Origin of the sequence: Leptospira fluminis (assembly GCF_004771275.1) — a bacterium.
GTDB classification, from domain to species: domain Bacteria; phylum Spirochaetota; class Leptospiria; order Leptospirales; family Leptospiraceae; genus Leptospira_B; species Leptospira_B fluminis.
Genome location: NZ_RQEV01000003.1, coordinates 460423 through 483899, shown reverse-complemented (window position 1 = coordinate 483899; position 23477 = coordinate 460423). Strand labels below are relative to the sequence as shown.

The following is a 23477-nucleotide window of genomic DNA, read 5'->3' as shown; positions in this document are numbered from 1 at the left end:
CGTCTTCATAGCGTTAAGCCCGAACATTTCCGACTCGTCTTCGATACGGTTATACGTCGGAATATTTCGTCTCATTCGATAAAAGACGGGCTTTTTCTGGAGGTTCTTAAGGTAGATTCGAGGTACCATAGATGGCCAATTTATACTACGATCAGGACACTGATATTTCCCTTCTTAAAGGAAAAACGATCGCCGTAATCGGTTACGGTAGCCAAGGGCACGCTCAGGCCCAGAACATGAAAGATTCCGGCCTGAAAGTGATTATCGGATTAAAGGAAGGATCGAAATCGAAAAAGGACGCACAAGAAGCCGGATTCGAAGTGTATTCCGTCGCCGAAGCGGCTAAAAAAGCGGATATTATTCAGATTCTTGCGCCGGACGAAATCCAGGCGGATATTTATAAGGCCGATATCGAACCGAATTTAAAGAAAGGCGACGCACTGGTATTCTCGCACGGATTCAATATCCATTACGAATTCATTAAACCTCCGAAGGACGTGGACGTCTACATGGTGGCTCCGAAAGGTCCGGGACATCTCGTTCGTCGCGTTTATGTGGAAGGCGGCGGAGTTCCTTGCCTAATCGCGGTAAATCAGGACGCCACCGGAGACGCTAAAAAACGCGCACTGGCTCATGCTGCAGGAGTAGGCGGCGGTCGTGCAGGAATTCTCGAGACATCTTTCCGCGAAGAAACGGAGACGGATTTATTCGGAGAGCAGGTCGTTCTCTGCGGCGGATTATCCAATCTGATTATGGCGGGATTCGAAACGTTAACCGAAGCAGGGTACGATCCCGAGATCGCATATTTCGAATGTCTTCACGAAGTGAAATTGATCACGGACCTGATTTACGAAGGCGGATTGGCGCGCATGCGTTACTCCATTTCCGGCACTGCGGAATACGGAGATTACGTTTCCGGCCCTCGCATCATCGATGCGGGAGTAAAAGCGAGAATGAAGGACGTTCTGAACGATATCCAAAAGGATAAAGGCGCCAAATTCGCAAAAGCATGGATCGCGGAAACCAAGGCGGGATATCCTGAATTCAATAAAATGCGGGACAAAAACGCCAACCATCCGATCGAAGGCGTTGGAAAGAAATTGCGCAGCATGATGAAGTGGCTCGGTAAATAAGAATTCTAGAATTCTGTTTCGTGGAAGCCGGAGGTTGAAATCTCCGGCTTTTTTATTTTAACGGAGAACTTCGCTTGCGACCGGAGCGAAAACGAAACGCCGGAGTAACACGGTCTGCACGGCAGCAGCGTTCTCTAGTATTCCCCGACTTTTGCTATGGAAATTTCCGTAAAAATCCCCGTTTTATCCGCCATTTTGCTCGAACAAAGAACCGGCATAAAGGCAAAAAAATAATGACAAACCTTCGGATTTTGCTATTTTTAGGACCACTCAAGCCAGGAGGCTCGGATTGAAATCCTTAATTTCAGCAATCGGAATCTCTCTTTTTCTGTTTTCAACGGACGTATTTGCGCAGAGAAGATTCGGACTCATCTTCGGCTCGAACTATAAAGGAAACAAAGCGGGGATCCCCGAACTTAACCTTTGCGAAGCCGACGCTAAGTATCTTCACGACGAAATAAGACGCGTTGGCAAGTTCGACGACATTAAGATCATTCTCGGAAAGGATGTCACGAAGGATAATATTCAGAGAGAAATTAAAGCGCTCTCTTCTCGTGCCAAATCCGATGACACGGTTTTTCTTTATTTCTCCGGGCACGGAGCTTTTCAAAGAGATGCGAACGCAAAGAATGGAATGCGGAATTTCATCATTTGCTATGACCGTCCCCACTTGAGCGACGATGAATTGAACGATTATCTGAGCGATATCAAGTCGCCTAAAACGGTATTCGTCTTCGACTGTTGTTTTTCCGGCGGGATTGCCAAAAAAGGAAGAGCGACTAGGGGAGCCGCACCCGTTCCGATTCCGCAGGGCAGTGACGGAACGGTTCGCCAAGATCCTCAGGACTTTTATTTCCAAGATAAGGCCATCATTTCCTCGGCGGACGATAATCAAACCGCTATCGAAGTCGGTGGAAATATCAATCACGGAATCTTTACATATACGTTCGGAAAAGCACTCTCTACCGCGGATTTGAATCACGACAATGTGGTTACCGCATTGGAAGCGTTTTTCGTTTCCCGGGACGATACGGCCGCGATGGCCAAGAAGTTCGACCACGAACAAGTACCGCAGGTATCGGGAAATGCTTCCGGAATTCTGCTGGCGGGAGAGAAAAAACCTGAACCTCCTCCTGCGGTGGAACCTACCAAACCTCCTGTCGTTCCTACGGTAACGCCCGATGTGGATCCCCCTAAGCCGAATCCGGTGACGCCAGTAGTGACTCCGCAGGAACCGCCGGTAGTCCCGACGAACTCGAAAGGGGATCTGGTAATCAAGACGACGATTATCCAGGACAGAGCTTACGGAGTGTCGGATCTTCCTCCCGATATTCGTTTAACGACCGGTAAGAAGAGAAAAGGAAATCGTTCCGTGAAAGTACTGATCGACGATAAGGAATACGAAACCAAAATCTCGACCGAGTCTTCCGCATACTGGGGTTCGGTCAAAAAAATGGGCAAATTGGTTTCCGGAGCGGTTTATACTCTTACTTTAAAGGACCTTCCGGCAGGCGTTCATAAGATCACGATTCAGGCGGACGATTATCCGGAGATTCAAAAAACGCAGGCAGTGATTCCGAACAAAAGAAACGAGATGGAAGTGATGACTTCTATGTCGGGTTTCGGCGCGATACGCGGCAAGGTTTTTTACCAGACTTTGGACAATCCGGTGATCAATCAGCCGATTTATATGCCGACGATTTCGAGTGTAACAGGGATCCAGAAGTTAAATACGGATCAGAACGGAAACTTTTGGTTTACGAACCTGAAACCGGGAGAATACGAAATCAAAGCCTCTTTTGCGGAGGATTTGAATTTGAACAATTCGAATCTTGTTGTTAAGGAAGGAGAGGTGACGGAAGTGGACGTGATCCTAAACGTGAAACTCCCTTCCACGAAGACGAAATATTGATTTCGGAAAAAGGGTAATATTAAAAAGCCTTCCGGTTGGAAGGCTTTTTTATTCTATCAATCTTTCTGGAAGTTTTTCCACTGACTGGAATTGATTCTTCTTTTACGGATTTCGTTCAGCTTTTTCATTTGTTTCGTATCCAGTAGATTTCCCGCTTTTAAACCCGAAGTAGGTAAAGCGGTGTCATCCGTCAAGTTTGCGAAGATTCCACTGATCTTGGCAAAAGAACTCCGGAGATCCGGATCCATTTCCGAATACAGCATAAATCGCCTCCGTGCGACCCTTCGGGTGGAAAAGTGAGAAGGTCCTTCGATCCGTCCGTGGAAGAGGAGCCTTTCCCTGAACTGTACTTCGGGGGATTTACAAAATACTTGAGGTTTTTTTTTCTTGTACGATAAGAAAGTACCGGATAAAAACGGTTAAAATGCAGATTCGCCTGGAAAATCGAACGGGACGAAGGTCGGGCAGATACGTAGTTTACGAGTACGGGACCGACTTATTCGGCTACGTGTACGTGGATAAATTCCGCGGAAAGGACCGTGGGCGAATCGTATCCAGATGGGTTATGAACGACCTAGGCTCCATGGTCCGCTTATTGGACCACGAACTTTATCGCCGCGAATCCGAAAATTACGAGAACGTTTCGGCAGCGGTATGAATATTTCGTCCCGGGTTCTCTCCGTAGAAAGGAGAAAATCCCGAATCTTAAAACTTCTTACGTTCGAAGAAAAAAAACTCCGCAACTTATCCTCACTGAGGCTTTTCTCTTTCGCGGCTTTTTTCCTATGGATTATAGTCGTATATCTGCTCAGACCTTCCTCCGAAATTTATTATCTTCCTTCTATCCTCTTCCTGGCCGCATTTTATCGACTTCTCGGAATGTACCAGGCAAGAAAAGACAAGACCGATCGTCTCGGCCTCTGGGTCCGATTTTTGGAGGAACAGAAAGCAAGACTAACTTTAAGTCCGGGGGGATACCCGCTGATAAAGAGGGAATTGTATCGTAACCTTTCCGGACAAAGGGGTCTCCCTACTTGGACCAAAGATTTGGATTTTTTGGGAGAGAGCGGGATATTTTCGCGGATGGATACGGCTTCCACATCCGACGGCCAGAAACGCTTTCTGTCCTATTTTTTGGAGCCAAACCGGATGGCAACCTCGCGGGAAAGACAATCGTCCGTTTTAGAACTTTCCAGAAGATTACCTACGCTTCAAAAACTTCTGCGATTGCTAAGGCTTTACGAAGCGTCCTTGCCGGAAGTCGAAGAGGAAAAGGAAGAACCTTTGCCTTCCTACATTCCCTCCCTTTTCAAAAAAGATTCGAAAGAAGCGGCCGAAGAAAAAGGAAGCCCTCCTTCCGATTTATTTCGCGAGAGTCCCGACAAATTTTGGACCGGCGCTTTCGGGTCGAAAGGAGGGATTATCCGTGCGGTTTTTCCGTTCTGGGTCTCGTTTACCTGGCTTATCGTTTTAGCGGCTCTGCTATGGGGAAAAACTTGGGGTTTCGGTCTGTTTCTATTGAACTTATCTGTATTCGGAATCTATCGCGGAACTTCATTGGACATGATTCATTCCCTGGCCAAACAAGCGGAGTCCCTTCCCAGACTGGGAAAAGTTTTAAACTACGCACTATGTTCGAATCTGGTTGGCGGCTCCGGAAAAAAATTCCTTTCGGATTGGTCTTCTCAGGAATTCGTGCTTTGCTGGAAGGAATTCACAGGAATCGCGAATCGCGCTGCATTTTTCCAAGCTCCTCTCCCGCATACTAGCTTGAACTTCCTTTTTCTCTTCGATTTGTGGCTTTGGAAAAGATACGATCGGTGGTGGAAACGCTGGGGAAGCGGAATCATGTCCGCTCTCCGCGAACTTGCGGAATTGGATTCGATTCTTCCTCTCGCGAATCTCAAATGGTTGGAGCCGTCCTTCTCTTTTCCGAATATTCTCGGAAGATCGGAGCCGGCAAAATTGGAAGTTAAGGCATTAGTGCATCCGTTGATCCAGAGTGAAAAGCGGGTACCGAACGATCTGGAGAAGGTTTCTCCGGGAGATTTATTTCTTTTAACGGGATCTAATATGTCGGGTAAGACTACTTACCTTCGATCCGCAGGAATCTGCGGAATCCTTGCTATGGCGGGCGCACCTGTCCCCGCTTCCGAATGCAATCTTCCGTTATTGGAAGTTCATTCAAGCGTTCGAAACGAAGACTCCGTGGAGGAAGGAATCTCTTTCTTCTATGCGGAAGTCAGGCGTTTGGCAAAAATTCTGTCCGAGGTTTCCGATACCGGCGTGGAACACCTGGTTTTGCTGGACGAAATCCTGAAAGGAACGAATTCGAGGGAGAGAACTCTCGCGTGCAAGGGTATACTTAAGACTTTAAAAAAATCGAAAGTATTTGGAATCGTAACCACGCACGATCTGGAATTGGCCGGACTCGAAGGATTGGAGTTGAGACATTTTCGGGAAGAGATAAAGGACGGAAAAATGAGTTTCGACTATAAAATAAGGAACGGGGTCGTTCAATCCAGCAACGCTTTGGAAGTGCTTAAATTGGAAGGTTTGGATTTGGACTTTTCCTGATTCGCAAACCCGTGGCCGACGGGACGATATCAGGAATAAGAATTAAGGTTATTTTCCTTTCGGCTTCTTGCTTTTCGATTCCTCTTCAGATCCTCCGAATAGACCGGTGACTCCGTCCCATAGATCCCTTACGTATTCTCCGATCACCGAGCCGGCGACTCCTCCTCCGTAAGGACCGCCGAGGGGCAGGAGATAAGGACCTAAAAGAATGGAACCTGCATAGACCGAACCCAGCCAAATCGGATCGATAAAAGGGATTCCCTTTCCGAACACGCCCTTATATAAAATCGGGATTTTGGCCGCCTGACCCACCACCTTTCCTCCCAATCTTAAATACAATATCATATCGATTCGTTTGTCAAAACCGACGTTTCCGTTTCCATCGACTTCCATTCCGCTTCCTTCCAAAGAAAGATTAGGAAAAAATAATTTATTATTTCTGATTTTGATATCCGACTTAAGTTCGGAAAATTGGAATTTTCGACCGTCTACGCCTTGGAAACTGATGATCTTACCGAGAGTGTTCAGGACCGGAATCATGAAGTTTGCGTATCCTATCAATTCTCCGTTCCGGATTCTCATATTACCCGAACCGGTCATATTCTCGAACAGTTCGGCGACCGTGTCCCTTGAATGATCCCTGATATATGTTTCCAGATAGAATCGACTATACAGTTCTCCTGTAATGATTCTTTCCGGAAGGTAGGGTAAAAGTATTCGATCGGATTGGAGTCTAAAGGCTTCTCCTTCCACCTCTAATTTCGGAATAAACGGGAAGATTTTCGCTTTTCCTACGATTTCACCGTTATAGATGAACGCATGAAAACTCGGAACACTCAACATCGGTTTTATGAATTTGGCTTCGCCTTTTATGGAAGCGAAGCGATGTTTGAATGCGAAAAAATTGTTCAGCTCCGCATTGAAATAGAATATTCCCGGTGGAGAAGTCGGATCGAAGAGATCCTCTCTTACGTCGAAAAGGCGCCCTAATTTTACGAGATGATGATAGTCGGCATAATCGCTGTGAATGCTGAATTGTCCGACGGTTCGGTTTTTCCAGTTTACACTCCCGGTACCGTTGGCTTTCGCTACGCCTTCCCAAAGACCGTCTATATAGGAAAAGGATATTTTCTTTCCGAACGGATCCAAATCGAAGTCTGTATCGACTTTGATCTTTCCGAACGGAATTCCACCTTTGTAAGCTAGGTCTCGGACCTGGGATCTGATCTTAAAATGAACTAACGAATCCCTTTCCTTCGATACTTCGATTCGGCCGGACACGGTGGTTTTGGAAAAATCCGCAACGGGAAAAATAAAGAACAAATCTCGCAGCAAAGATAAGGATAGATCGTTCAGATTTAAAACGATGGAAAAGCTCAGTTTATTCCAATCCGCATTCGTCTTTTGTACGATAGCGGACGTAAATTCCAGATCTATAGGTTGCTCGTCGATTTTTCCTTTAAACGAGAAATCTAGGTTATTCCCGTAAAAAGAGATCGAGATCCGAGATTTGTAGAAGTATACGCTGTATTCCCTATTATGAATGTCTTCCTTGTATACAAGTGTAAAGTTGTTTACCTCGACGTTCTTCAGTTCTATACCGATGAAATTTTTCGCGGAAAAACCCACGCTCAGATCGATATTTTCGGGATCGAGTTTAATGCTGGATCTTTCGTCCTCGGCGGCTTCTTCTTTTTGCAGATATTCCAATAGATCGAAAGATCCGTCTTTTCTGCGTTCGAGGTATAGGGATCCGCCTTCGATGGTTATATCCCGCAACTCCACTACCCCGTGGAATAAACCCAACCAGGATATATCGAGGTCGATCCTATGACTAACAGCTAGCAGGACGTCGTTTTTTTTTATCGAAACGCCTTCGAGAGTGATTCCCGGAAACGGAAATACGATCAGGTCCGAATTTCTGACTTCTATATCCAATCCCGTGGCCTGGCGGATTTGGTTTAACAGAAATTCCTTATAGAATTCCTTTCTTTGCAGAAACGGAATATAAACGAGAGTAAGGAAGAGAATTCCGAAAAGTGATACGAAAAATAGGAACTTTAGCCTTTTACGTTCCAGGTAATCGGATAATACGTCCCACGCGCGCATCTCATTTCTCCAAAGGAAAATGACATAGAACCTTGCGATCCGATCCGACGGATTTCCAGTCCGGCTCGGTACGGGAACATATTTCCTGTGCTATAGGACAACGGGGATGAAAGTGGCAACCGGATGGTTTTCGGAGAATACTGGGAACTTCCCCCTTTAGAGACGCTTTCTTTTCCTTTCTGTTTTCTATGCTGAAAACGGATCCGAAAAGGGCTTGGGTGTAGGGATGTCCAGGGCGCTCGAACACGTTACGGGTATCGCCGATTTCCACGATTCTACCTAAGTACATAACCGCTATCCTGTCGGAGATCGCTCGCACGATTCCGAGATCGTGAGAAATGAAAAGATAGGAAAGCCCGAAGTGTTTTTTCAAATCCTGCAATAACAGTAGGACTTGGGCTTGCGTCGATACGTCCAGGGCGGATACCGCCTCGTCCAAAACGACGAATTCCGGCTTCAGGACGAGAGCTCTTGCGATCGCGATCCTTTGTCTTTGACCGCCCGAGAACTCATGCGGATAACGTTCCAGTATATCGGAAGGAAGTCCGACTTTTTCCAGAATACTTTTTACCTCTTCGATAGCGCCGTTTTTCGTTTCCTGCTTGTGAAGTAACAACCCTTCGATTAATATTTCTTTAATATTCATTCTCGGATTCAGAGAGGAATAAGGATCCTGGAAAACGATCTGTATTTTCCGTCTAAACGGATGAAAGCCCTTTTCGGACAAGGGCAATATGTCCGTTTTTTCGTAGGAAATCCTTCCCGAATCCGGCTTTAATAAACGAAGTATGGCTCTGCCTAATGTGGACTTTCCGCATCCGGATTCTCCGACTAAACCGAGTGTTTCCCCTTTTACGAGATCCAGGCTCAGATTTTCGACCGCTAACAATCTCTTTTTGCTTCGGCCGAAAAATGTTTCCTTTCCGAATCCGACGGTCAGATCCCTGATTTCCAGCAAAGAATTCATTCGGTCTCTCCTTGGTTTGAGAGAAGGTAGCAGGCGGAATAATGGTCGGGACTGCCTGCAACAAGCAAATTAGGCTTTGATGATTCGCAGCGATCAAAAGCGGAGGAGCAGCGATTTTGGTAATGGCAACCTTTCGGATAACTACCGGGGGGAGGAACTCTTCCCTCTATGGTTCTAAACGTTCCGGTTGCAGCAAATCTGGAAGGCAAAGAATTCAGTAGGTCTCGGGTATAAGGATGCGAGGGCATTTCAATGACGGAATCCGTGCTTCCTATCTCCGCGATCCTACCCGCATACAGCACACAAATACGGTCGGCGATATGACTGACTAATCCGAAATCGTGGGAGATAAATAGGACCGAAAGTCCGAACGTGTCTTTCAGCTTAAGCAGTAGCTCTACGAGTTGCGCCTGGACCGTCACGTCCAAGGCGGATGTAGGTTCGTCCGCGATCAACAATTTCGGATCGCACATCAAGGCGGCGGCTATGCTCACCCTTTGCAGGATTCCTCCGCTCAATTGGTGAGGATAGGAATTCATCCTGAGCTTTACGTCCGTGATTCCGACGGAAGAAAGAAGGTATTCCGCCTTTTCCTCCCCTTCTTTTCGGGAACCCATGGAATGGATCAGAAACCCTTCCGTCATCTGGTCTCCGATTTTTTGGAGAGGATCCAAGGAGGAAAACGGTTCCTGGAAAACGTAAGAGATATTCCTTCCTCGGATCGACTCCAATTCTTTGGAAGCGAGGGTCAGAAGATTTCTGGATTCGAAGAGAACCTCCCCGCCGGTAAAACGGAACAAATCCTTCGGAAGCAACTTTGTCAATGCCATGGAGCATACGGATTTTCCGCATCCGGATTCTCCGACCAGTGCCAACACTTTTCCCTTTTCCATCCGGAAGGAAAGATCCTGCAAAAGGGGAACATACCCGTTTTCCGTTCGGAGTTCCAGGGAAAGATCAGTGACGGATAAAATCGTTTCTTCGGAACTCATTCGTAAGTCGTCCTTTCCTTGGCATCGAAGGAATCTCTCAGACCTTCTCCGACAAAGGAGGTAAGCAGGATGGTCATAGCCAGAGCGGACGAAGGAAAAGTGATCAACCACCAAGCTCTTAGGTTTTCTCTTCCTTGCCCGATCATCTCCCCCCAGGAAGGATTCGGCGCCGGAATTCCATATCCTAAAAAATCCAGAGCGCTTAGAATCCCCACAGCACCGATCAGCGTGAAAGGTAAAAAGGTCAGCAAAGGAGTGATCGCATTCGGAAGAATATGGTTCCACATGATCTTCCAGGAACCTGCTCCGAGTGCTCTTGCCGCGTCCACGTATGTTTGGGTCTTGAGTTTATAAAATTCGCCTCTCATATACGCGCTAATTCCTATCCAACTCAATGCAGCATACGTTATCAGAAGAACCAAAAACCCGCGTCCGAAAAAGGAACCCATGATCAGGATCAAATATAAGAACGGTATAGCGGACAGGATTTCGATGATTCTTTGCAATACGATATCCGTCCTTTTTCCGAAATATCCTTGTACACCGCCAACAATGGTTCCAAGCAGAAGTTCGACGACGACCAATACCAAACCGAAACTCATCGAATTCCTGTACGCGTAAAAAATGCGGGTAAATACGTCTCTTCCCCTATCGTCGGTTCCGAGCCAATGTCGTCTTCCTGGCGCCGAAGGAGGAGCGTCGTCGCCTTCCAAACTTTCTAAATTATCTTCGTTGTATCCGTATGGAATCGGAGGAAACAGGATCCAACTTTTGCCCTGCTGAAAATCGGATCTCTTGGCCAACTTTTTATAATTGGGAGAAGTAAGATTGACACCTCCGAAAGCTTCATCCGTATAAAAGGAAAAAATCGGGAAATAAAATCGATCCGAATAGGAAACGACCCAAGGTTGGTTGTTGGCCAGCACAGGGGCTAAAACAGAAATTCCGTACGTTACGATTAGGATCCAGAGGGAAATCCATGCCCTCCGGTTGGATCGAAATTTCTTAAACCGCCTTTCGAATAACGAATTCATGCTTCGAAGTTAATCCTTGGATCGATCAGTACGTAGCAGATGTCGGAAAGAATATTGCCGAAAAGAGCGAGCAAACTCTGGATCAACAGGAGACCCATCATCAGATCCGTGTCACGTTCCGTTACCGCCTGAAAACTCAAAAGACCCATCCCGTCTATGTTGAATACCAACTCGATGATCAAAGAACCGGCCAATACAAGGCTGATATTGGATCCGAATCCGGTTGCGATCGGAATCAGACTATTGCGGAATGCGTGCCTAAACACCGCATCCTTAAAGGACATTCCTTTGGCTACGGCAGTGCGAACATATTCCTTGGAAATCTGATCCAATAGGGAATTTTTCATCAAGAGCGTAAGAACGGCAAAGGAACCGGAAACGTAACAGATTACCGGAAGAAACATGTGAGACAGACGATCTTGAATCCGGTCCAAAAAACCGAGGGATTCGTATTCGTCCGAGACTTCGTGACCTAACGGAAACCAGGAAAACACTTCTCCGGAAGCGAATACATAAAGTAAAAGCATTGCCAGGGCAAAGACCGGAATGGAATAGGCGAGTAGGATCAAAATGCTGGTTCCGGAATCGAACGCTTCTCCGCTGCGAAGCGCTTTCGTGATTCCGAGAGGAATGCAGATCAGATACGATAACAAGAACCCGGAAAGACCGAAAGTGATAGAGACTGGAATTTTTTCCGCGATGAGTTCCGAAACGGGACGGGAGTGCAACCTTGATTCGCCGAGATCGAAATGAAGAATGTCTTTCAGCCAGAAGAGATAGGCTATCGGAACCGGCTGGTCTAGATGGAGGCGCTTTTTTAAAAGATCGATCTCTTCCTGACTGATCTGGTTCGCCTGTGCTCCTTGGAGACTGGCATATCCTCTGATTTTCGCAATTTCTCTTTCCAGAGGGCCGCCCGGCGCCAAATGAGAAAGAATGAAAACGAGAAAAGTAATTCCGAGAAGGGTCGGAAGGATCAACACGATTCGTTTTAGAAAATAATTTCCCACGCCGGCTCCTCAAAGAATCCTATATCCGAATCCTAGACATCCGGCTATTTTTCCGAAATGCTTCCTAAGGATAAAGATTTTTTCGACCGGTTTTGTCGACTTTGGGTGCTTCTAACGACTTCCTTTAAGTTCTAGATAACCCTTTCCGGTGACAGGTTTTCCGTCCTTCCAGCCCTTGACATCGATCCCGCCTTCCCAATAAATCAACCCGGAACTTTGTCTAGCGTCGAATTCCTGGTCTTCGAATTTCGGAGATATTTCCAATTTCAACGTTTCGGTTTCTATAGTCCAATTCAGTCGATATGGAATTCCGGTTTTGGAGCTGGTCCAAGATTGCGGCTTTGCCCGAAAAAGGAGCTGGCCTTCTTTTTCCAAAGAAAGAACGTCACCTTCTTTGTTTCGGATCGTGCCGAACGTTTCGGAAGGTTCTCCCCGACCGGAACGGAAATTGAATGCCATCACATCGGAACCGTCGTCGAGCTGGATACAGATCCAGTCCCAGGAATTTTCCTTGGAGAAAAGATCGGAACGGGAATCCGGGGAATTCTCCGGACTGCTCCATTCGTGATCCATCCATGTCTGTCCCGATTGGATCGCATATTCCTTCCCGTCCAAGTACATCGTACCTTTTGTCTCCAATCTGGGAATGCTATAGTAATAGGAATAGAACCCCGGGCGATTCCTGCTTTTGAGCGATTTTCCTTTGTTTCCGTGGAGAAGGATGTTTTCGGTCTTGCCTTTCAGATCCAGTTCGATTCCGAAGCCGGGCTCCTCGCGGGGAAAGGCGCTGATTCGAAACGATGCGGGACCCAAAATCTCCAGCCGATAATCCCCGCTCCAAATCGAACGCTTGTCCTGACCGGCAAGATTCCCCAGTTCTCTCTCCAGGACCTGAGCAGTCTTATGAATTTTATTTCGCATATCGGAGATTGCAAAATGAACAGGGTAAACGGTAACTTTCGGTCCGAAATATGCCCGAAAGAAACTCAATTCGTAACCCATGGGGCCTGAATCCGTTTCTAGAATTCCCACAAAATAACACCATTCCACCCGATATCCGGTATGAAAGAAATGATCCTGCGGAAATTTAAAAGACCTTGGGTGATCCGTTTTGGGATTCGCGGCCAGTCTGCCGGGGCCTAAAACGATCGTATTCTCCGCGTTCAGGTGTGTAACGAGCAAAAAAAGGCACAGTAAGAGACATGCTTGCGCACGTCCGGTTTTCGGTTCGTATTTTCGGGGTTCGACTCCAAATTTTCGAGATTCGGTCTGGGTTACTTCGGGTGCCATATTCTATCCGGTTTGATATTTCGAATTTCGGATCCGACAGAATCCTCCATTACGCTTAAAATTCCTGCCAAGCTAAAATCGGATTCGGCCGCACATTTTAGCCGAATTGTGATAAAAGTCCAATTTTTACCGAATTCCAATCTTTGGACTCTTTCCCTTAAAACTCTTAGGTCTCCTAGACCAAATTCTACTTGTTCGATTGGGGTCGATCCGCCCAATTGCTTTATGTCAACCCTCACTCCGCGAAGCGAACGAAAGAAAGTCAAAAAATTCTTTCATTACGTCTTTACAAGATTTGTCGTCGGCCTCCTGTCTTTTTTTCCCTACAAGCTACGCGCTCGAATCCTATTTTCCATCGTGCTGCTGTTGAGTAAATTCACCGGTGCCGTTCGAAATAGAATCGAGCGGCATGTGCGGATGGTTTTTCCGGAAAAGTCGGATTCCGAAATCAAAGGGTTGGTCTCCCATAATCTCAAAAATCTGGCGCACATGGCCAATGAGTTCTGTCAGGAACCTAGGATGAATCGCAAATTCCTGGAAAATTGGGTTACTCTTCTGCCAGACCCGGAAACTCACAGCAGGCTTTTGGAAAAAGGCGGCATTTTGATTCTAGGACATCTAGGAAATTGGGAAACCATGGGTGTATCCGTCTGCTATTCCGCTCCGGAAAACGATCTCTACGTTTTTGCAAAAAGGCAAAGCAATCCCTGGTCCAACCGATGGATCGAAAATACCCGAGCCACGCAGCGGATCAAATTGGTGTACACCGATGAAAGTCCCAGAAAAGCTTTGGGTTTGCTGAAACGGGGAAAATTAGTCGCCTTCATTTCGGATCAAGACGCGGGAAAAAACGGGAGCTTCTTTCCGTTTTTAGGTCGTTTAGCATCCACGTTTCTAGGACCGGCGACTTTCGCTCGTATGACGGACGTACCAATCCTGTTTTGCAGCAGTTGGTACGACGATTCTGGAAGATTGTATTTTTATATCGAAGAATTCGAAAGGCCCAAGTTGGACCCGAGGCAAGATCCCGAAAAATGGGAAAAGGAGTTCACGTATCGATGGGTCCGGCGACTGGAAGAGGAAGTTAGAAAGCACCCCGCCGACTATTTTTGGTTACATAGGAGATGGCATACTCGACCGGAAAACGAGACCGAGCTTTCCAGGTTTTGGGAAAGCTTTCTTTTAAGTCCGGATTAAACCCGAACTTTAAAGTAGACATTCATTTAAAGCCGCCTTTTCCGAGGTAGAAAAAGAATTTTCTTCCGGAAAGTTTCGACTTATGATCTTAGAAAAGGTGCGTCGATGTCGATCCTAGGAAAATTTCTCCCGCTTCTATTTCTTCCTGTCTTTTTTCAATGTGATCGACCGGAAGTCGCCTCGGCTTCGCTGGAAAATCCGAAGCAATTTTCGGAATACTGGGATTCCGGACTTGCGGAGATCGCCACGTACGATCTTTCACAGGCGCGATACGGAAAGATTCATAAAGGGACCGCCACTCTCATCTTCGTTCATGAGGGATTTTCGGGAAAAAAACAGGTAAAATCGGATTCTCCGGACGATTCGTCCGGAGATGTAATTCCTGTGCTCAAGCTGAATATGACCAAGGATTTTTTGACGGGAGTGTATCCGTACAAATTGATGCTATCCGTCTTTACTCCTAGGGCGTCGTCGCCTTCTAGCATAAAGGAAGTCGCAAGCATTCAAGAATGGTGCGGAACGACTTTTTTACAGATGAACCGAAAAGGAAACGGCTACGATTTCGTTTCCTACTCATATTTCGAATCGGAAGGAGACAAAAAAGGAAGGATCGAAAATACGATTCTGGAGGACGAACTTTGGAACCGGATCCGACTCGCACCGGAAAAATTGCCCCAGGGTAAGATCCGAATTTTTCCTAGTGCCTTCTACCTTCGCTTCTCACACAGAGATCTGGCGTCGGTATTTGCCGAAGCGAAAATCGAACCCGTCGATACCCGGATGAATCGATACATAATTCGAAACCTCGGATGGGACAGAACTCTGAAAATCGAATTTGAATCCGCTTTTCCGCACCGCATCCTAGGCTGGGAAGAAGAGTACCCCGATTCCGATTTTCTTTCTCCTCCTCAAAAATTGATTACAAAGGCGACGAGAAGGGGTTTAGCTAGGATGGCCTACTGGGAAAAACATTCTCCCGTGGATCGATCACTTCGTTCGGAATTGCATCTTTCTACGAACGAATGATGAATACAGAGCGGAAAGAGGAAAAAATAAAAAGAGACATAATGAGAGAACCATCGCTTTCTCTTTTTCCTTTTTTTTTAAAATTCTCTGTTCCGGACAGTGGGCTGCTAGAATCTTGGTACAGAGAAACGATTATATCTTACAAAAAATCCAATATATAAAACTTTTGTGCAGTATATTAGTCAAACCGTCATAGTACATTCAGTGGCAGGGTAAGTTCAATGGATCCGAAGGAGCTGGAAAATCAAATCAAAGGAATGGGATTGGAAGAATCCCTGGCTTGGATCGATAAAGAATTTCCGGGAACCGCCGTTTTTTCGACCAGCTTCGGCTTGGAAGACCAGGCGATCACACACGCAATCTATTCCCAAAATCTGGGAATCCGCATTTTTACCTTAGATACCGGTCGACTTTTCAGCGAAACGTACGAGCTCCACAAGCGCACCAACGGAATGTATGGGAAAAGAATCCAGACCTTCTTTCCCGATTCGGAAGCGGTGGAGAAACTCGTGAATGAAAAAGGACCCGATTCTTTTTATGATACGATCGAGAATCGAAAAGAATGCTGTCATATCCGTAAGGTTCTTCCTTTGAATCGAGCTTTAGAAGGAGCTTCTCTCTGGATCACCGGGATTCGCGGAGAACAATCCGGTTCGCGCGAGGACTTACCGAAAGTAGAGCTGGACCAAGCAAGAAATATATTAAAATTCCATCCTATTCTAGATTGGACTTGGGAAGAGACCAAAGCCTATGTGGAAGCTAACGGAGTGCCGTACAATCCTCTCCATGACAAAGGGTACCCGAGCATCGGCTGTGCTCCTTGTACGAGAGCCATAATGCCGGGAGAGGATTTCAGAGCGGGGCGCTGGTGGTGGGAGAACGAATCCACAAAGGAATGCGGTCTCCATTGGGTGGACGGAAAATTAGTTCGTAAAAAAGGATCGCAAGTATGACTACCCGTACTCGCCTATCGCATCTGCAACAACTGGAAGCGGAATCGATCTATATTTTAAGGGAAGTGGCCGCACAATTCGAGCGTCCGGCGCTGCTATTTTCCGGCGGAAAGGATTCCATCACGCTAGTCCATCTCGCCTTAAAGGCTTTCCGCCCAGGAAGATTCCCTTTTCCCCTGGTCCATATAGATACCGGTCACAATTTCCAAGAGGCCTTGGATTTCCGGGATAGACTGGCGCAAAAGATCGGGGAAAAACTGATCGTGCGTTACGTTCAGGACTCGATAGATCAAGGAAAGGCTGTGGAGGAAAAGGGAAAATTTCCGAGCAGAAACGGAATCCAAACCGTTACCCTCCTGGATACGATTTCGGAATTTAAATTCGACGCATGTATCGGCGGCGCGAGAAGAGACGAAGAAAAAGCCAGAGCGAAGGAAAGAGTTTTTTCTGTCAGGGACGAATTCGGAGGTTGGGATCCGAAACTGCAGCGTCCCGAACTATGGAACATTTATAACGGGAAAATCCACGTAGGAGAAAACGTAAGGGTGTTTCCGATCAGTAACTGGACGGAACTGGATGTTTGGGAATACATCAAGGCGGAAAATATCGAATTACCTTCCCTGTACTTCTCGCATAAGCGTGAGATCGTCTGGAGAGAAAATCTGATTTTTCCGGTTTCGGAATTCATAACATTGGATTCCGGGGATCAGGTGGAGGAAAGGACCGTCCGTTTTCGAACGGTGGGCGACATGACTTGCACTGCCGCCGTGGAATCCGAGGCAAATTCTTTGGACGATATTATACGTGAAATACAGACCTCCAGAACGACGGAACGCGGATCCCGTTTAGACGATAAGAGATCCGAAGCGGCTATGGAAGAACGGAAACGGGGAGGATATTTCTGATGGATCTATTGCGTTTCATCACGGCGGGTAGCGTGGACGATGGAAAGTCCACTCTGATAGGAAGGTTATTGTACGACAGTAAGTCCGTTTTTCAGGACCAATTGGAAGCCATAGAAAGAGCCGGTCAAGTCAACGGCCAAGTAAACCTCGCGCTTCTGACCGACGGATTGAAGGCGGAAAGAGAGCAGGGAATCACGATCGACGTCGCGTACAAATATTTCTCCACTCCTAAAAGGAAATTCATCATTGCGGATGCGCCCGGTCACGTTCAATACACCCGAAACATGGTGACTGGCGCTTCCAACGTGGATCTGGCGATCATACTTGTCGATGCCAGAAAAGGAGTGATCGAACAAACCTACAGGCACTCCTATATCGTCTCTTTACTTCGAATTCCTTATATCGTCGTCTGTGTCAATAAAATGGACTTGGTGGAATTCTCTCAGAAAAGGTTCGAAGAGATCAAAGCGGAATATCTCAGGTTCGCGGCGGAATTAGGTATTAAAGAAATCGAATTTATTCCTATTTCCGCCCTAAACGGAGATAACGTGGTGGATCCGTCACAAGGAATGCCATGGTGGAAAGGAAATACCTTGCTCGGATATTTGGAGGAAATCGACATAGATTCGGATGAAAGCAAGCAAGAAGCCAGATTTCCCGTTCAATACGTGATCCGCCCTCAAACCGAGGAGTTTCACGATTACCGTGGCTATGCCGGACAGATCCGGAGCGGAATATTGAAACGCGGAGATGAAATTTCGGTTTTACCCAGCGGACTGAAATCCAGAATCAAATCCATAGATACGCACGAAGGAAGTGTGGAAGAGGCCTTCGCTCCCATGTCCGTGACCATATTACTCGAAGACGAAATCGATATCGGTCGTGGAGATATGATCGTACTTTCCGGTTCCCCTCCTATCGTTTCCCAAGATCTGGAAGCGGACATATGCTGGATGGATTCGAAAGCGCTGGTTCCCGGAAATAAATATCTTCTTCGGCAAACGACAGGATCCGTTAAATCCGCGGTCCGTGAGATTTCCTTTAAAATAGAGACCCAAACCCATGAAAAAGTGGAAGTATCGCAGTTAGGGCTGAACGAGATCGGCAGGATTAGGATCCGTACGGCAAAACCGATCGCCTTCGACAAGTATTCCAAAAACCGGGGAACGGGAAGTTTCGTTCTGGTGGATGAAGGAACGAATAATACGGTCGGAGCCGGAATGATTTCCGGTTCTTAGCGAATTGGAGATTAGAAAAAACGAATGGAAAAGCGCGGAAAAGTATATTTGGTCGGAGCCGGTCCGGGCAATCCGGATCTACTGACCTTACGCGCTCTGCGGATCCTAGAGAAGGCGGAAGTGGTTTTATACGACGCGCTTTTGGATCCTTCTTTCCTGGAATACTTTCCGCGCACTGCGATCGCGCATTATGTGGGAAAACGTGCCGGGCAACATTCCGCTACTCAGACCGAAATCCAGGACCTTTTGGTAAAATATGCGACCTCCGGAAAAATCGTCGTCCGATTGAAAGGAGGGGATCCTTTTTTGTTCGGCCGAGGAGGGGAAGAGCTGGAAGCGCTTCGTGCCGGCGGAATCGACTATGAGATCGTTCCCGGGGTAAGCTCTCTGACGGGGGGATCCTCTGCAGCGGGATTTCCCCTAACCCATAGAGGTCTTTCGAGACAGGTCCTGATCATGGACGGGCACACGGTATTAAACGAAGATACGGATTGGAATTGGTTCGCGAAATTCAAGGGAACCATCGCTCTATTTATGGGAACTTCCTCCATCCAGAAAATCGCGAGTCAATTGATCGACCACGGTGCCGATCCGGAGTTACCGTTGGCTTTGGTCGAAAACGCGAGTCTATCCGAACAGAAAATCGTTACACTCACTCTCGGCGACGCTGCAAGAAATGGAGTCCCTAAAAACGGAACCGGTCCGGGAATCATCTACATAGGTGCGGTCGTAGGATTGCGATCTAAGATGGATCCTTCTCTTCTTGATGGACAAAGTCACTTTCCTTTCGGTACGGAAGAATGAACCGACTTCTTCCCGTGTTTTTAAAGCTGGAAGGAAAAAAAGTTCTCCTGATCGGAGGCGGACGGGTCGCCGTCGAAAAATTAGGTCCTCTGCTGGAAAGCGGATGCGAATTGACTCTTGTTGCGGAAACGTTTCGACCCGAGGTCCGTGAAATTCTTTCAGGAAGACCCGATGTTCGACTCTTTCAGAAGAAGGTCGAACTTTCGGATCTGGTAGGGTTCCAGCTGATCTATTCCGCGACCAACGATAGAAAGACCAATCAGGATCTCGTAATCGAAGCGAAACGTCTCGGAATTTGGATCAACTGTGCGGACGATCCGGACGCTTGCGATTTTTATTCTTCCGCCTATTTCGATCGCGGTCCCTTGCGGGTCGCCGTTTCGACCCAGGGGGAATTTGCGGGATTAGCAAAAACACTAAGAACCGCTTTAGAGGAACTGATCCCGGAGGGTCACGAACGGGATTTCGAAGATTTGTTCGAGATCCGAAAGGCGGCAAAGAAATCGCTCGGTGATCCGGAAGTCCGGAAAGAGGCGCTTCGCTCGTTACTGCGCGAATTTAAAGAGAAATACCTAAGATTGAAGCATTCATAAAAGTTAATATAAAAGGACAGCCCCTATTATGTCAGAAGAAAAGGAACTCAGCGAAGTAGAACATATCAAATTGGCCTCCCAAGGTCTTCGGGGAAAAATCGGAGCTACAGTGGAAGCTGGGGCCGAGGAATTCGGAGACGACGATCGGCAGTTGATCAAATTTCACGGGATGTACCAACAAAAGGACAGGGATCGGAGAAAAGACGAGCAAGGTGATTTTATAGAAAATCCGACCTCTTTTATGATCCGTGGTCGGATTCCGGGCGGGAGATTAACTGCGAAGCAATACTTGGTCTGGGACGAATTAGGCGACAAATTCGCCGGGGGAGCGCTTCGCTTAACGACAAGACAATCCATCCAGATGCACACGATCCGTCTTACCGATCTGCGCCCGATCATGCAGGCTGTCGACAAAGTCAACCTTTCCACTATGGGCGCCTGTGGAGACGTCGTAAGGAACGTAACCCAGGCTCTAAATCCGTGGGGAAGATCCGATCTGAACCAGTTGGATGCGGTCGCTCAATTGTTATCAGACCATTTCAAATACAAATCCAAGGCTTATGCGGAAGTATGGCTTGGGGAAAAGCAGCTCAATTCCGAAGAGGACGAAGATCCGATCTACGGAAAAACCTATCTGCCTAGGAAGTTTAAAATCGCCGTTACTCTTGCCGGAAACAATTCCGTCGATATCTATACGAATGATATGGGTTTCGCGGCTACTCTGGACAAAGACGGTAAAATCGACGGATACTTCGTATTCGCCGGCGGCGGCTTGGGTATGACCCATAATAAGGCGGATACTTATCCTAGAGCCGCCGACTTATTGGGTTGGGTCCCCGTAAAAGATCTGATCTCGGTCGCGGATGCGATCGTCACGTCCCATAGGGATTTTGGCGATCGTACCAACAGAAAGCACGCGCGACTCAAATACGTCTTAGCCGAAAAAGGCGTGGAATGGTTCCGTTCCGAGGTGGAGAAAAGATCGAATGCGAAATTCGATAAGGAAAAGCTCCTGCCTAAGTGGGAAACGCCTGCTTATCTAGGATGGACGTTACGGGAAGACGGAACTTATTCCCTCGGGTTTCACACTCTTTCCGGCAGGATCAAAGACTTTCCGGAAAAGCCGCTTAAAACCGCGTTAAAAGACATCATTTCCGCCTTCGATTTGGACGTGCAGGTTACCGCGGACCAGGACCTGGTTTTGATGGGAATCAAAAAGGAAGATCGGGCAAGTGTGGAAAGTAAATTGCGGAATTATAATATAGATCCCGCTTCCCCCAAACCTCTGTACGATAGGGCTCTGGCTTGTCCCGCTTTGCCGACTTGCGGATTGGCGCTTACCGAATCGGAAAGGGTTTTTCCGCAGCTTTTAGACGGGATACAGAAAGTCCTTGATAAACTTCAACTGAATGATCGTGCACCCATTCTCCGAATGACCGGTTGTCCGAACGGATGCGCAAGACCGTATTCGGCGGAAGTCGGAATCGTCGGACAGCAAGCCGGAGGAAAGTATTCCCTCTTTTTCGGAGGAAATCCGGAAGGAACCAAAGTAGGCCAATACGTGGCTAAGAAAATCGCGTTTGCCGATATTCCGAACCAGCTGGAGAAAGCCTTCGAAGTCTGGAAAAAAGAAGGAAAATCCGGAGAAAGATTCGGAGATTTCGTGGAAAGATACGGACTGGATAAAATCCGCGAACTCTTGGGTTCGATGTGATTCTATACGTCGTTTCGATTCTTTAAAAGAAAGATTCGAGGGTTTCGAATTTCCATTTCCAAATTTTATCCGAGGAATTTCCGGATAGGAGTAGGCCTTTGCCGAACTCGATGACGGCAGTCGTCGAGCCTACGCGACCCGAGGTCGCGTCCGTCAAGGCAAAGGTCACATCTCCTTGTTCGTTCATCCCTAACGCGTAGGATAAGATTCCATCTTTGGGTTTATAGATTTTCGGCAAAGAAGCTAGGACTTTTTTCCACTCGGGCTTGTGCTGGATCTTATCGATCAGAGCGTGTCTAGGAGAGGACAGTGCGATCCAGAACGTTCCCGCCTTATCGGAACGGATTAGCGCCGGACTACCGGGTAAGTGAGTGATAAAAAATTGCTCTTTTCCAGTTTTTTTCCCACGCAACCAAAATCGGGTGACTCTGTGTCTGTACTTCTCGGCAAAAACCAAAAAGTCCTCTTTTACCGATAAGGAGATTCCTGTCGGAGCATATACTTCATCCAGAACCGTTTTTACGGACTGGGTCATCGGATTGTAGGAAAGAATTCTACCGTTGGGTTTCGATTCCAGTTCTTCCAGATAGGAATTCTCGTAGGAAAACTTACGGCTTAGTTCCGTAAAATAAACCGTTCCGTCCGAGGAAATGTCTAGTCCATAAAGATTCTTTAATTCATTACCCTTATCATCGGTACGGGCCAAAACGTTTTCGTCGCCTTTGGAATCGTAAAAAACCAGGCCGATTCCGGAAAGGCATACTACAAGATTTCCTTTTCCGTCGAAGATCAGACCTAACGGACGACCGGAAGTTTTTGCGAATAGCTCCTGCTTTCCGTCCGTTCTGATCCGGTAGATGTTTCCATCCGTAGAGCCTGTATAAACCCGACCTTTCGAGTCGACGGCCAATCCGAAAGGTTCCGAAATCTTTCCTTCATGGACGGACTCGGAAAAGAAAAGTGCATTGTCTTCTCCCTGCGAAATCGGGGAGTCGACGGAATAAAAGTCCGGATCCGTTTTATTCCAGCCGGCAAGGATCAAGATCGCGAATATGACGAGGAAAAGAAGGACGGGGGCGAGAACTCTAAGGATCGGATTACGATATAGAGACCGGATCATCAAACGTGACCTTTAAATACCGGACGCTGCTTCTGGCTATTCCTCAGTACTTCGAAATGTAAGTGGAACCCAGTTGCTCTTCCCGTTTTTCCCACTTCCCCGATCAGCTGCCCTTTTTTCACTTTCGTACCGGATGGAACTAAAATCCTATCTAGATGTCCGTATCTTGTCTCATAACCCAACAAATGTTTGAGCACTACCAGATTTCCGTAACCGCCCTTGGAGTCCGCAAAGGTAACCACGCCTTCCGCCGAAGCATAAACCGGGGTTCCCTTTTCCGCCGCCAAGTCGATTCCTCCATGAAACGTATCCTTTTTCGTAAAAGGGTCCCTTCTTCTGCCGAAGCGGGAACTGATTCTGCCTTCCTCCGCTAACGGATCGGAAAATGCCATACCGTAAAAAAAGTTCTTCTCTTCTTTTGGCAAACCTCTTCCGGGAACGAACCAGACTTTTCTTAGGTCATCATAATATAGGAATTTGGACGGAATCTTATGTCGGGAGGAAATTTTCTTTCTCTCGGAATCGTCGGAGGAAGACTGTTGCGATTCGTAAAAGCCGCGCATATTCGGAATCAAAAGCTCCATCCCCGGATAAATATCCTGCGGGGACGAAAGTTGGTTCACGGAAGAGAGCGTATCCAGATCCATTCCCGTTCTCGCCATGATCTTGAAGAAATTATCCTTAGGTCCCACTTTATAAACGAGAAATCGAAGAGGTACTAGATTCTTTTGGTCGAGATTGGATACGGAGACTCGCAGATTGTATTTTACCTCTTCCCTCACTCTTAACAGATTTTTATCCGAATAATCCAGACTTTTTAGCGGCATTTTATCGAATCCCGCCCGAAGGGGTTCGGCTGAATATAACAGGAACAGTAGTACGGAATAAAATGCCGGTTTAGTA

Annotated in this window: 21 protein-coding genes; 12 read left to right on the top strand and 9 right to left on the bottom strand. The window is 47.1% G+C overall.

All coding sequences use genetic code 11. The features are described from left to right. The first annotated feature begins 131 nt into the window (after positions 1–131). Both ilvC and EHO61_RS04125 read left to right on the top strand, forming a co-directional pair. Positions 132–1133, top strand: coding sequence for a ketol-acid reductoisomerase (ilvC, locus tag EHO61_RS04130; protein WP_135812344.1), 1002 nt, complete (start codon positions 132–134; stop codon positions 1131–1133). 289 nt (positions 1134–1422) lie between these two features. Then, positions 1423–3045, top strand: coding sequence for a caspase family protein (locus EHO61_RS04125; RefSeq protein WP_135812343.1), 1623 nt, complete (start codon positions 1423–1425; stop codon positions 3043–3045). Between the two features lie 56 nt (positions 3046–3101). Here the strand turns inward: EHO61_RS04125 and EHO61_RS04120 are convergent, their stop codons facing one another. After that, positions 3102–3308 carry a hypothetical protein gene (locus EHO61_RS04120; protein ID WP_135812342.1) on the bottom strand — a complete coding sequence of 69 codons (207 nt, stop codon included), beginning with the start codon at positions 3306–3308 and terminating at the stop codon, positions 3102–3104. Between the two features lie 161 nt (positions 3309–3469). On the opposite strand from EHO61_RS04120, the gene EHO61_RS04115 reads away from it, so the two are divergent. Together EHO61_RS04115 and EHO61_RS04110 are read left to right on the top strand one after the other, a co-directional pair. Next, on the top strand, positions 3470–3703 hold the full coding sequence (locus EHO61_RS04115; RefSeq protein WP_135767216.1) for a hypothetical protein: 234 nt from the start codon (positions 3470–3472) through the stop codon (positions 3701–3703). After that, on the top strand, positions 3700–5622 hold the full coding sequence (locus EHO61_RS04110; protein WP_135812341.1) for a MutS-related protein: 1923 nt from the start codon (positions 3700–3702) through the stop codon (positions 5620–5622). Before EHO61_RS04115 ends, EHO61_RS04110 begins: the two co-directional genes overlap by 4 nt. A gap of 48 nt (positions 5623–5670) precedes the next feature. Here EHO61_RS04110 and EHO61_RS04105 read toward each other — a convergent pair whose 3' ends face one another. The 6 genes from EHO61_RS04105 to EHO61_RS04080 form a co-directional block, all read right to left on the bottom strand. Further along, positions 5671–7731 (bottom strand): AsmA family protein, encoded by a 2061-nt coding sequence (locus tag EHO61_RS04105; protein ID WP_135812340.1) that lies wholly within the window; start codon positions 7729–7731, stop codon positions 5671–5673. 1 nt (position 7732) lies between these two features. Further along, positions 7733–8689 carry an ABC transporter ATP-binding protein gene (locus EHO61_RS04100; RefSeq protein ID WP_167884806.1) on the bottom strand — a complete coding sequence of 319 codons (957 nt, stop codon included), beginning with the start codon at positions 8687–8689 and terminating at the stop codon, positions 7733–7735. A 5-nt stretch (positions 8690–8694) separates the two neighbouring features. After that, positions 8695–9690 (bottom strand): ABC transporter ATP-binding protein, encoded by a 996-nt coding sequence (locus tag EHO61_RS04095; protein ID WP_135812338.1) that lies wholly within the window; start codon positions 9688–9690, stop codon positions 8695–8697. Continuing rightward, positions 9687–10724 carry an ABC transporter permease subunit gene (locus tag EHO61_RS04090; protein WP_135812337.1) on the bottom strand — a complete coding sequence of 346 codons (1038 nt, stop codon included), beginning with the start codon at positions 10722–10724 and terminating at the stop codon, positions 9687–9689. Before EHO61_RS04090 ends, EHO61_RS04095 begins: the two co-directional genes overlap by 4 nt. Beyond that, positions 10721–11734 carry an ABC transporter permease subunit gene (locus EHO61_RS04085; protein WP_135812336.1) on the bottom strand — a complete coding sequence of 338 codons (1014 nt, stop codon included), beginning with the start codon at positions 11732–11734 and terminating at the stop codon, positions 10721–10723. Before EHO61_RS04085 ends, EHO61_RS04090 begins: the two co-directional genes overlap by 4 nt. A 111-nt stretch (positions 11735–11845) precedes the next feature. Beyond that, positions 11846–13024 carry a lipocalin-like domain-containing protein gene (locus tag EHO61_RS04080; protein ID WP_135812335.1) on the bottom strand — a complete coding sequence of 393 codons (1179 nt, stop codon included), beginning with the start codon at positions 13022–13024 and terminating at the stop codon, positions 11846–11848. 225 nt (positions 13025–13249) lie between these two features. Here EHO61_RS04080 and EHO61_RS04075 point away from each other — a divergent pair, with 225 nt between their 5' ends. The 8 genes from EHO61_RS04075 to EHO61_RS04040 all read left to right on the top strand — a co-directional run bounded on the left by EHO61_RS04075 (position 13250) and on the right by EHO61_RS04040 (position 21454). Continuing rightward, positions 13250–14221, top strand: coding sequence for a lysophospholipid acyltransferase family protein (locus EHO61_RS04075; protein ID WP_135812334.1), 972 nt, complete (start codon positions 13250–13252; stop codon positions 14219–14221). Positions 14222–14326: 105 nt separating this feature from the next. Continuing rightward, positions 14327–15247, top strand: a complete 921-nt coding sequence (locus tag EHO61_RS04070; protein ID WP_135812333.1) for a septum formation inhibitor Maf — start codon at positions 14327–14329, stop codon at positions 15245–15247. Between the two features lie 221 nt (positions 15248–15468). After that, positions 15469–16200, top strand: a complete 732-nt coding sequence (locus EHO61_RS04065) for a phosphoadenylyl-sulfate reductase (protein ID WP_135812332.1) — start codon at positions 15469–15471, stop codon at positions 16198–16200. Continuing rightward, the gene (gene cysD / locus EHO61_RS04060) at positions 16197–17105 is read left to right on the top strand and encodes a sulfate adenylyltransferase subunit CysD (protein ID WP_135812331.1); all 909 of its coding nucleotides are present in this window, start codon (positions 16197–16199) and stop codon (positions 17103–17105) included. Before EHO61_RS04065 ends, cysD begins: the two co-directional genes overlap by 4 nt. Beyond that, positions 17105–18343 carry a sulfate adenylyltransferase subunit 1 gene (locus EHO61_RS04055; protein ID WP_135812330.1) on the top strand — a complete coding sequence of 413 codons (1239 nt, stop codon included), beginning with the start codon at positions 17105–17107 and terminating at the stop codon, positions 18341–18343. Before cysD ends, EHO61_RS04055 begins: the two co-directional genes overlap by 1 nt. A 24-nt stretch (positions 18344–18367) precedes the next feature. Further along, positions 18368–19147, top strand: coding sequence for a uroporphyrinogen-III C-methyltransferase (cobA, locus tag EHO61_RS04050; protein ID WP_135812329.1), 780 nt, complete (start codon positions 18368–18370; stop codon positions 19145–19147). Continuing rightward, the gene (locus EHO61_RS04045; RefSeq protein WP_135812328.1) at positions 19144–19740 is read left to right on the top strand and encodes a precorrin-2 dehydrogenase/sirohydrochlorin ferrochelatase family protein; all 597 of its coding nucleotides are present in this window, start codon (positions 19144–19146) and stop codon (positions 19738–19740) included. The genes cobA and EHO61_RS04045 overlap by 4 nt, the downstream gene beginning before the upstream one ends. A 28-nt stretch (positions 19741–19768) precedes the next feature. Continuing rightward, positions 19769–21454, top strand: coding sequence for an NADPH-dependent assimilatory sulfite reductase hemoprotein subunit (locus tag EHO61_RS04040; protein ID WP_135812327.1), 1686 nt, complete (start codon positions 19769–19771; stop codon positions 21452–21454). A 22-nt stretch (positions 21455–21476) separates the two neighbouring features. On the opposite strand, the gene EHO61_RS04035 is transcribed toward EHO61_RS04040, so the two are convergent. Both EHO61_RS04035 and EHO61_RS04030 read right to left on the bottom strand, forming a co-directional pair. Further along, positions 21477–22574, bottom strand: coding sequence for an SMP-30/gluconolactonase/LRE family protein (locus EHO61_RS04035; protein ID WP_135812326.1), 1098 nt, complete (start codon positions 22572–22574; stop codon positions 21477–21479). Continuing rightward, on the bottom strand, positions 22574–23449 hold the full coding sequence (locus tag EHO61_RS04030) for a LysM peptidoglycan-binding domain-containing M23 family metallopeptidase (protein ID WP_425460328.1): 876 nt from the start codon (positions 23447–23449) through the stop codon (positions 22574–22576). The genes EHO61_RS04035 and EHO61_RS04030 overlap by 1 nt, the downstream gene beginning before the upstream one ends. Between the last annotated feature and the right edge of the window lie 28 nt (positions 23450–23477).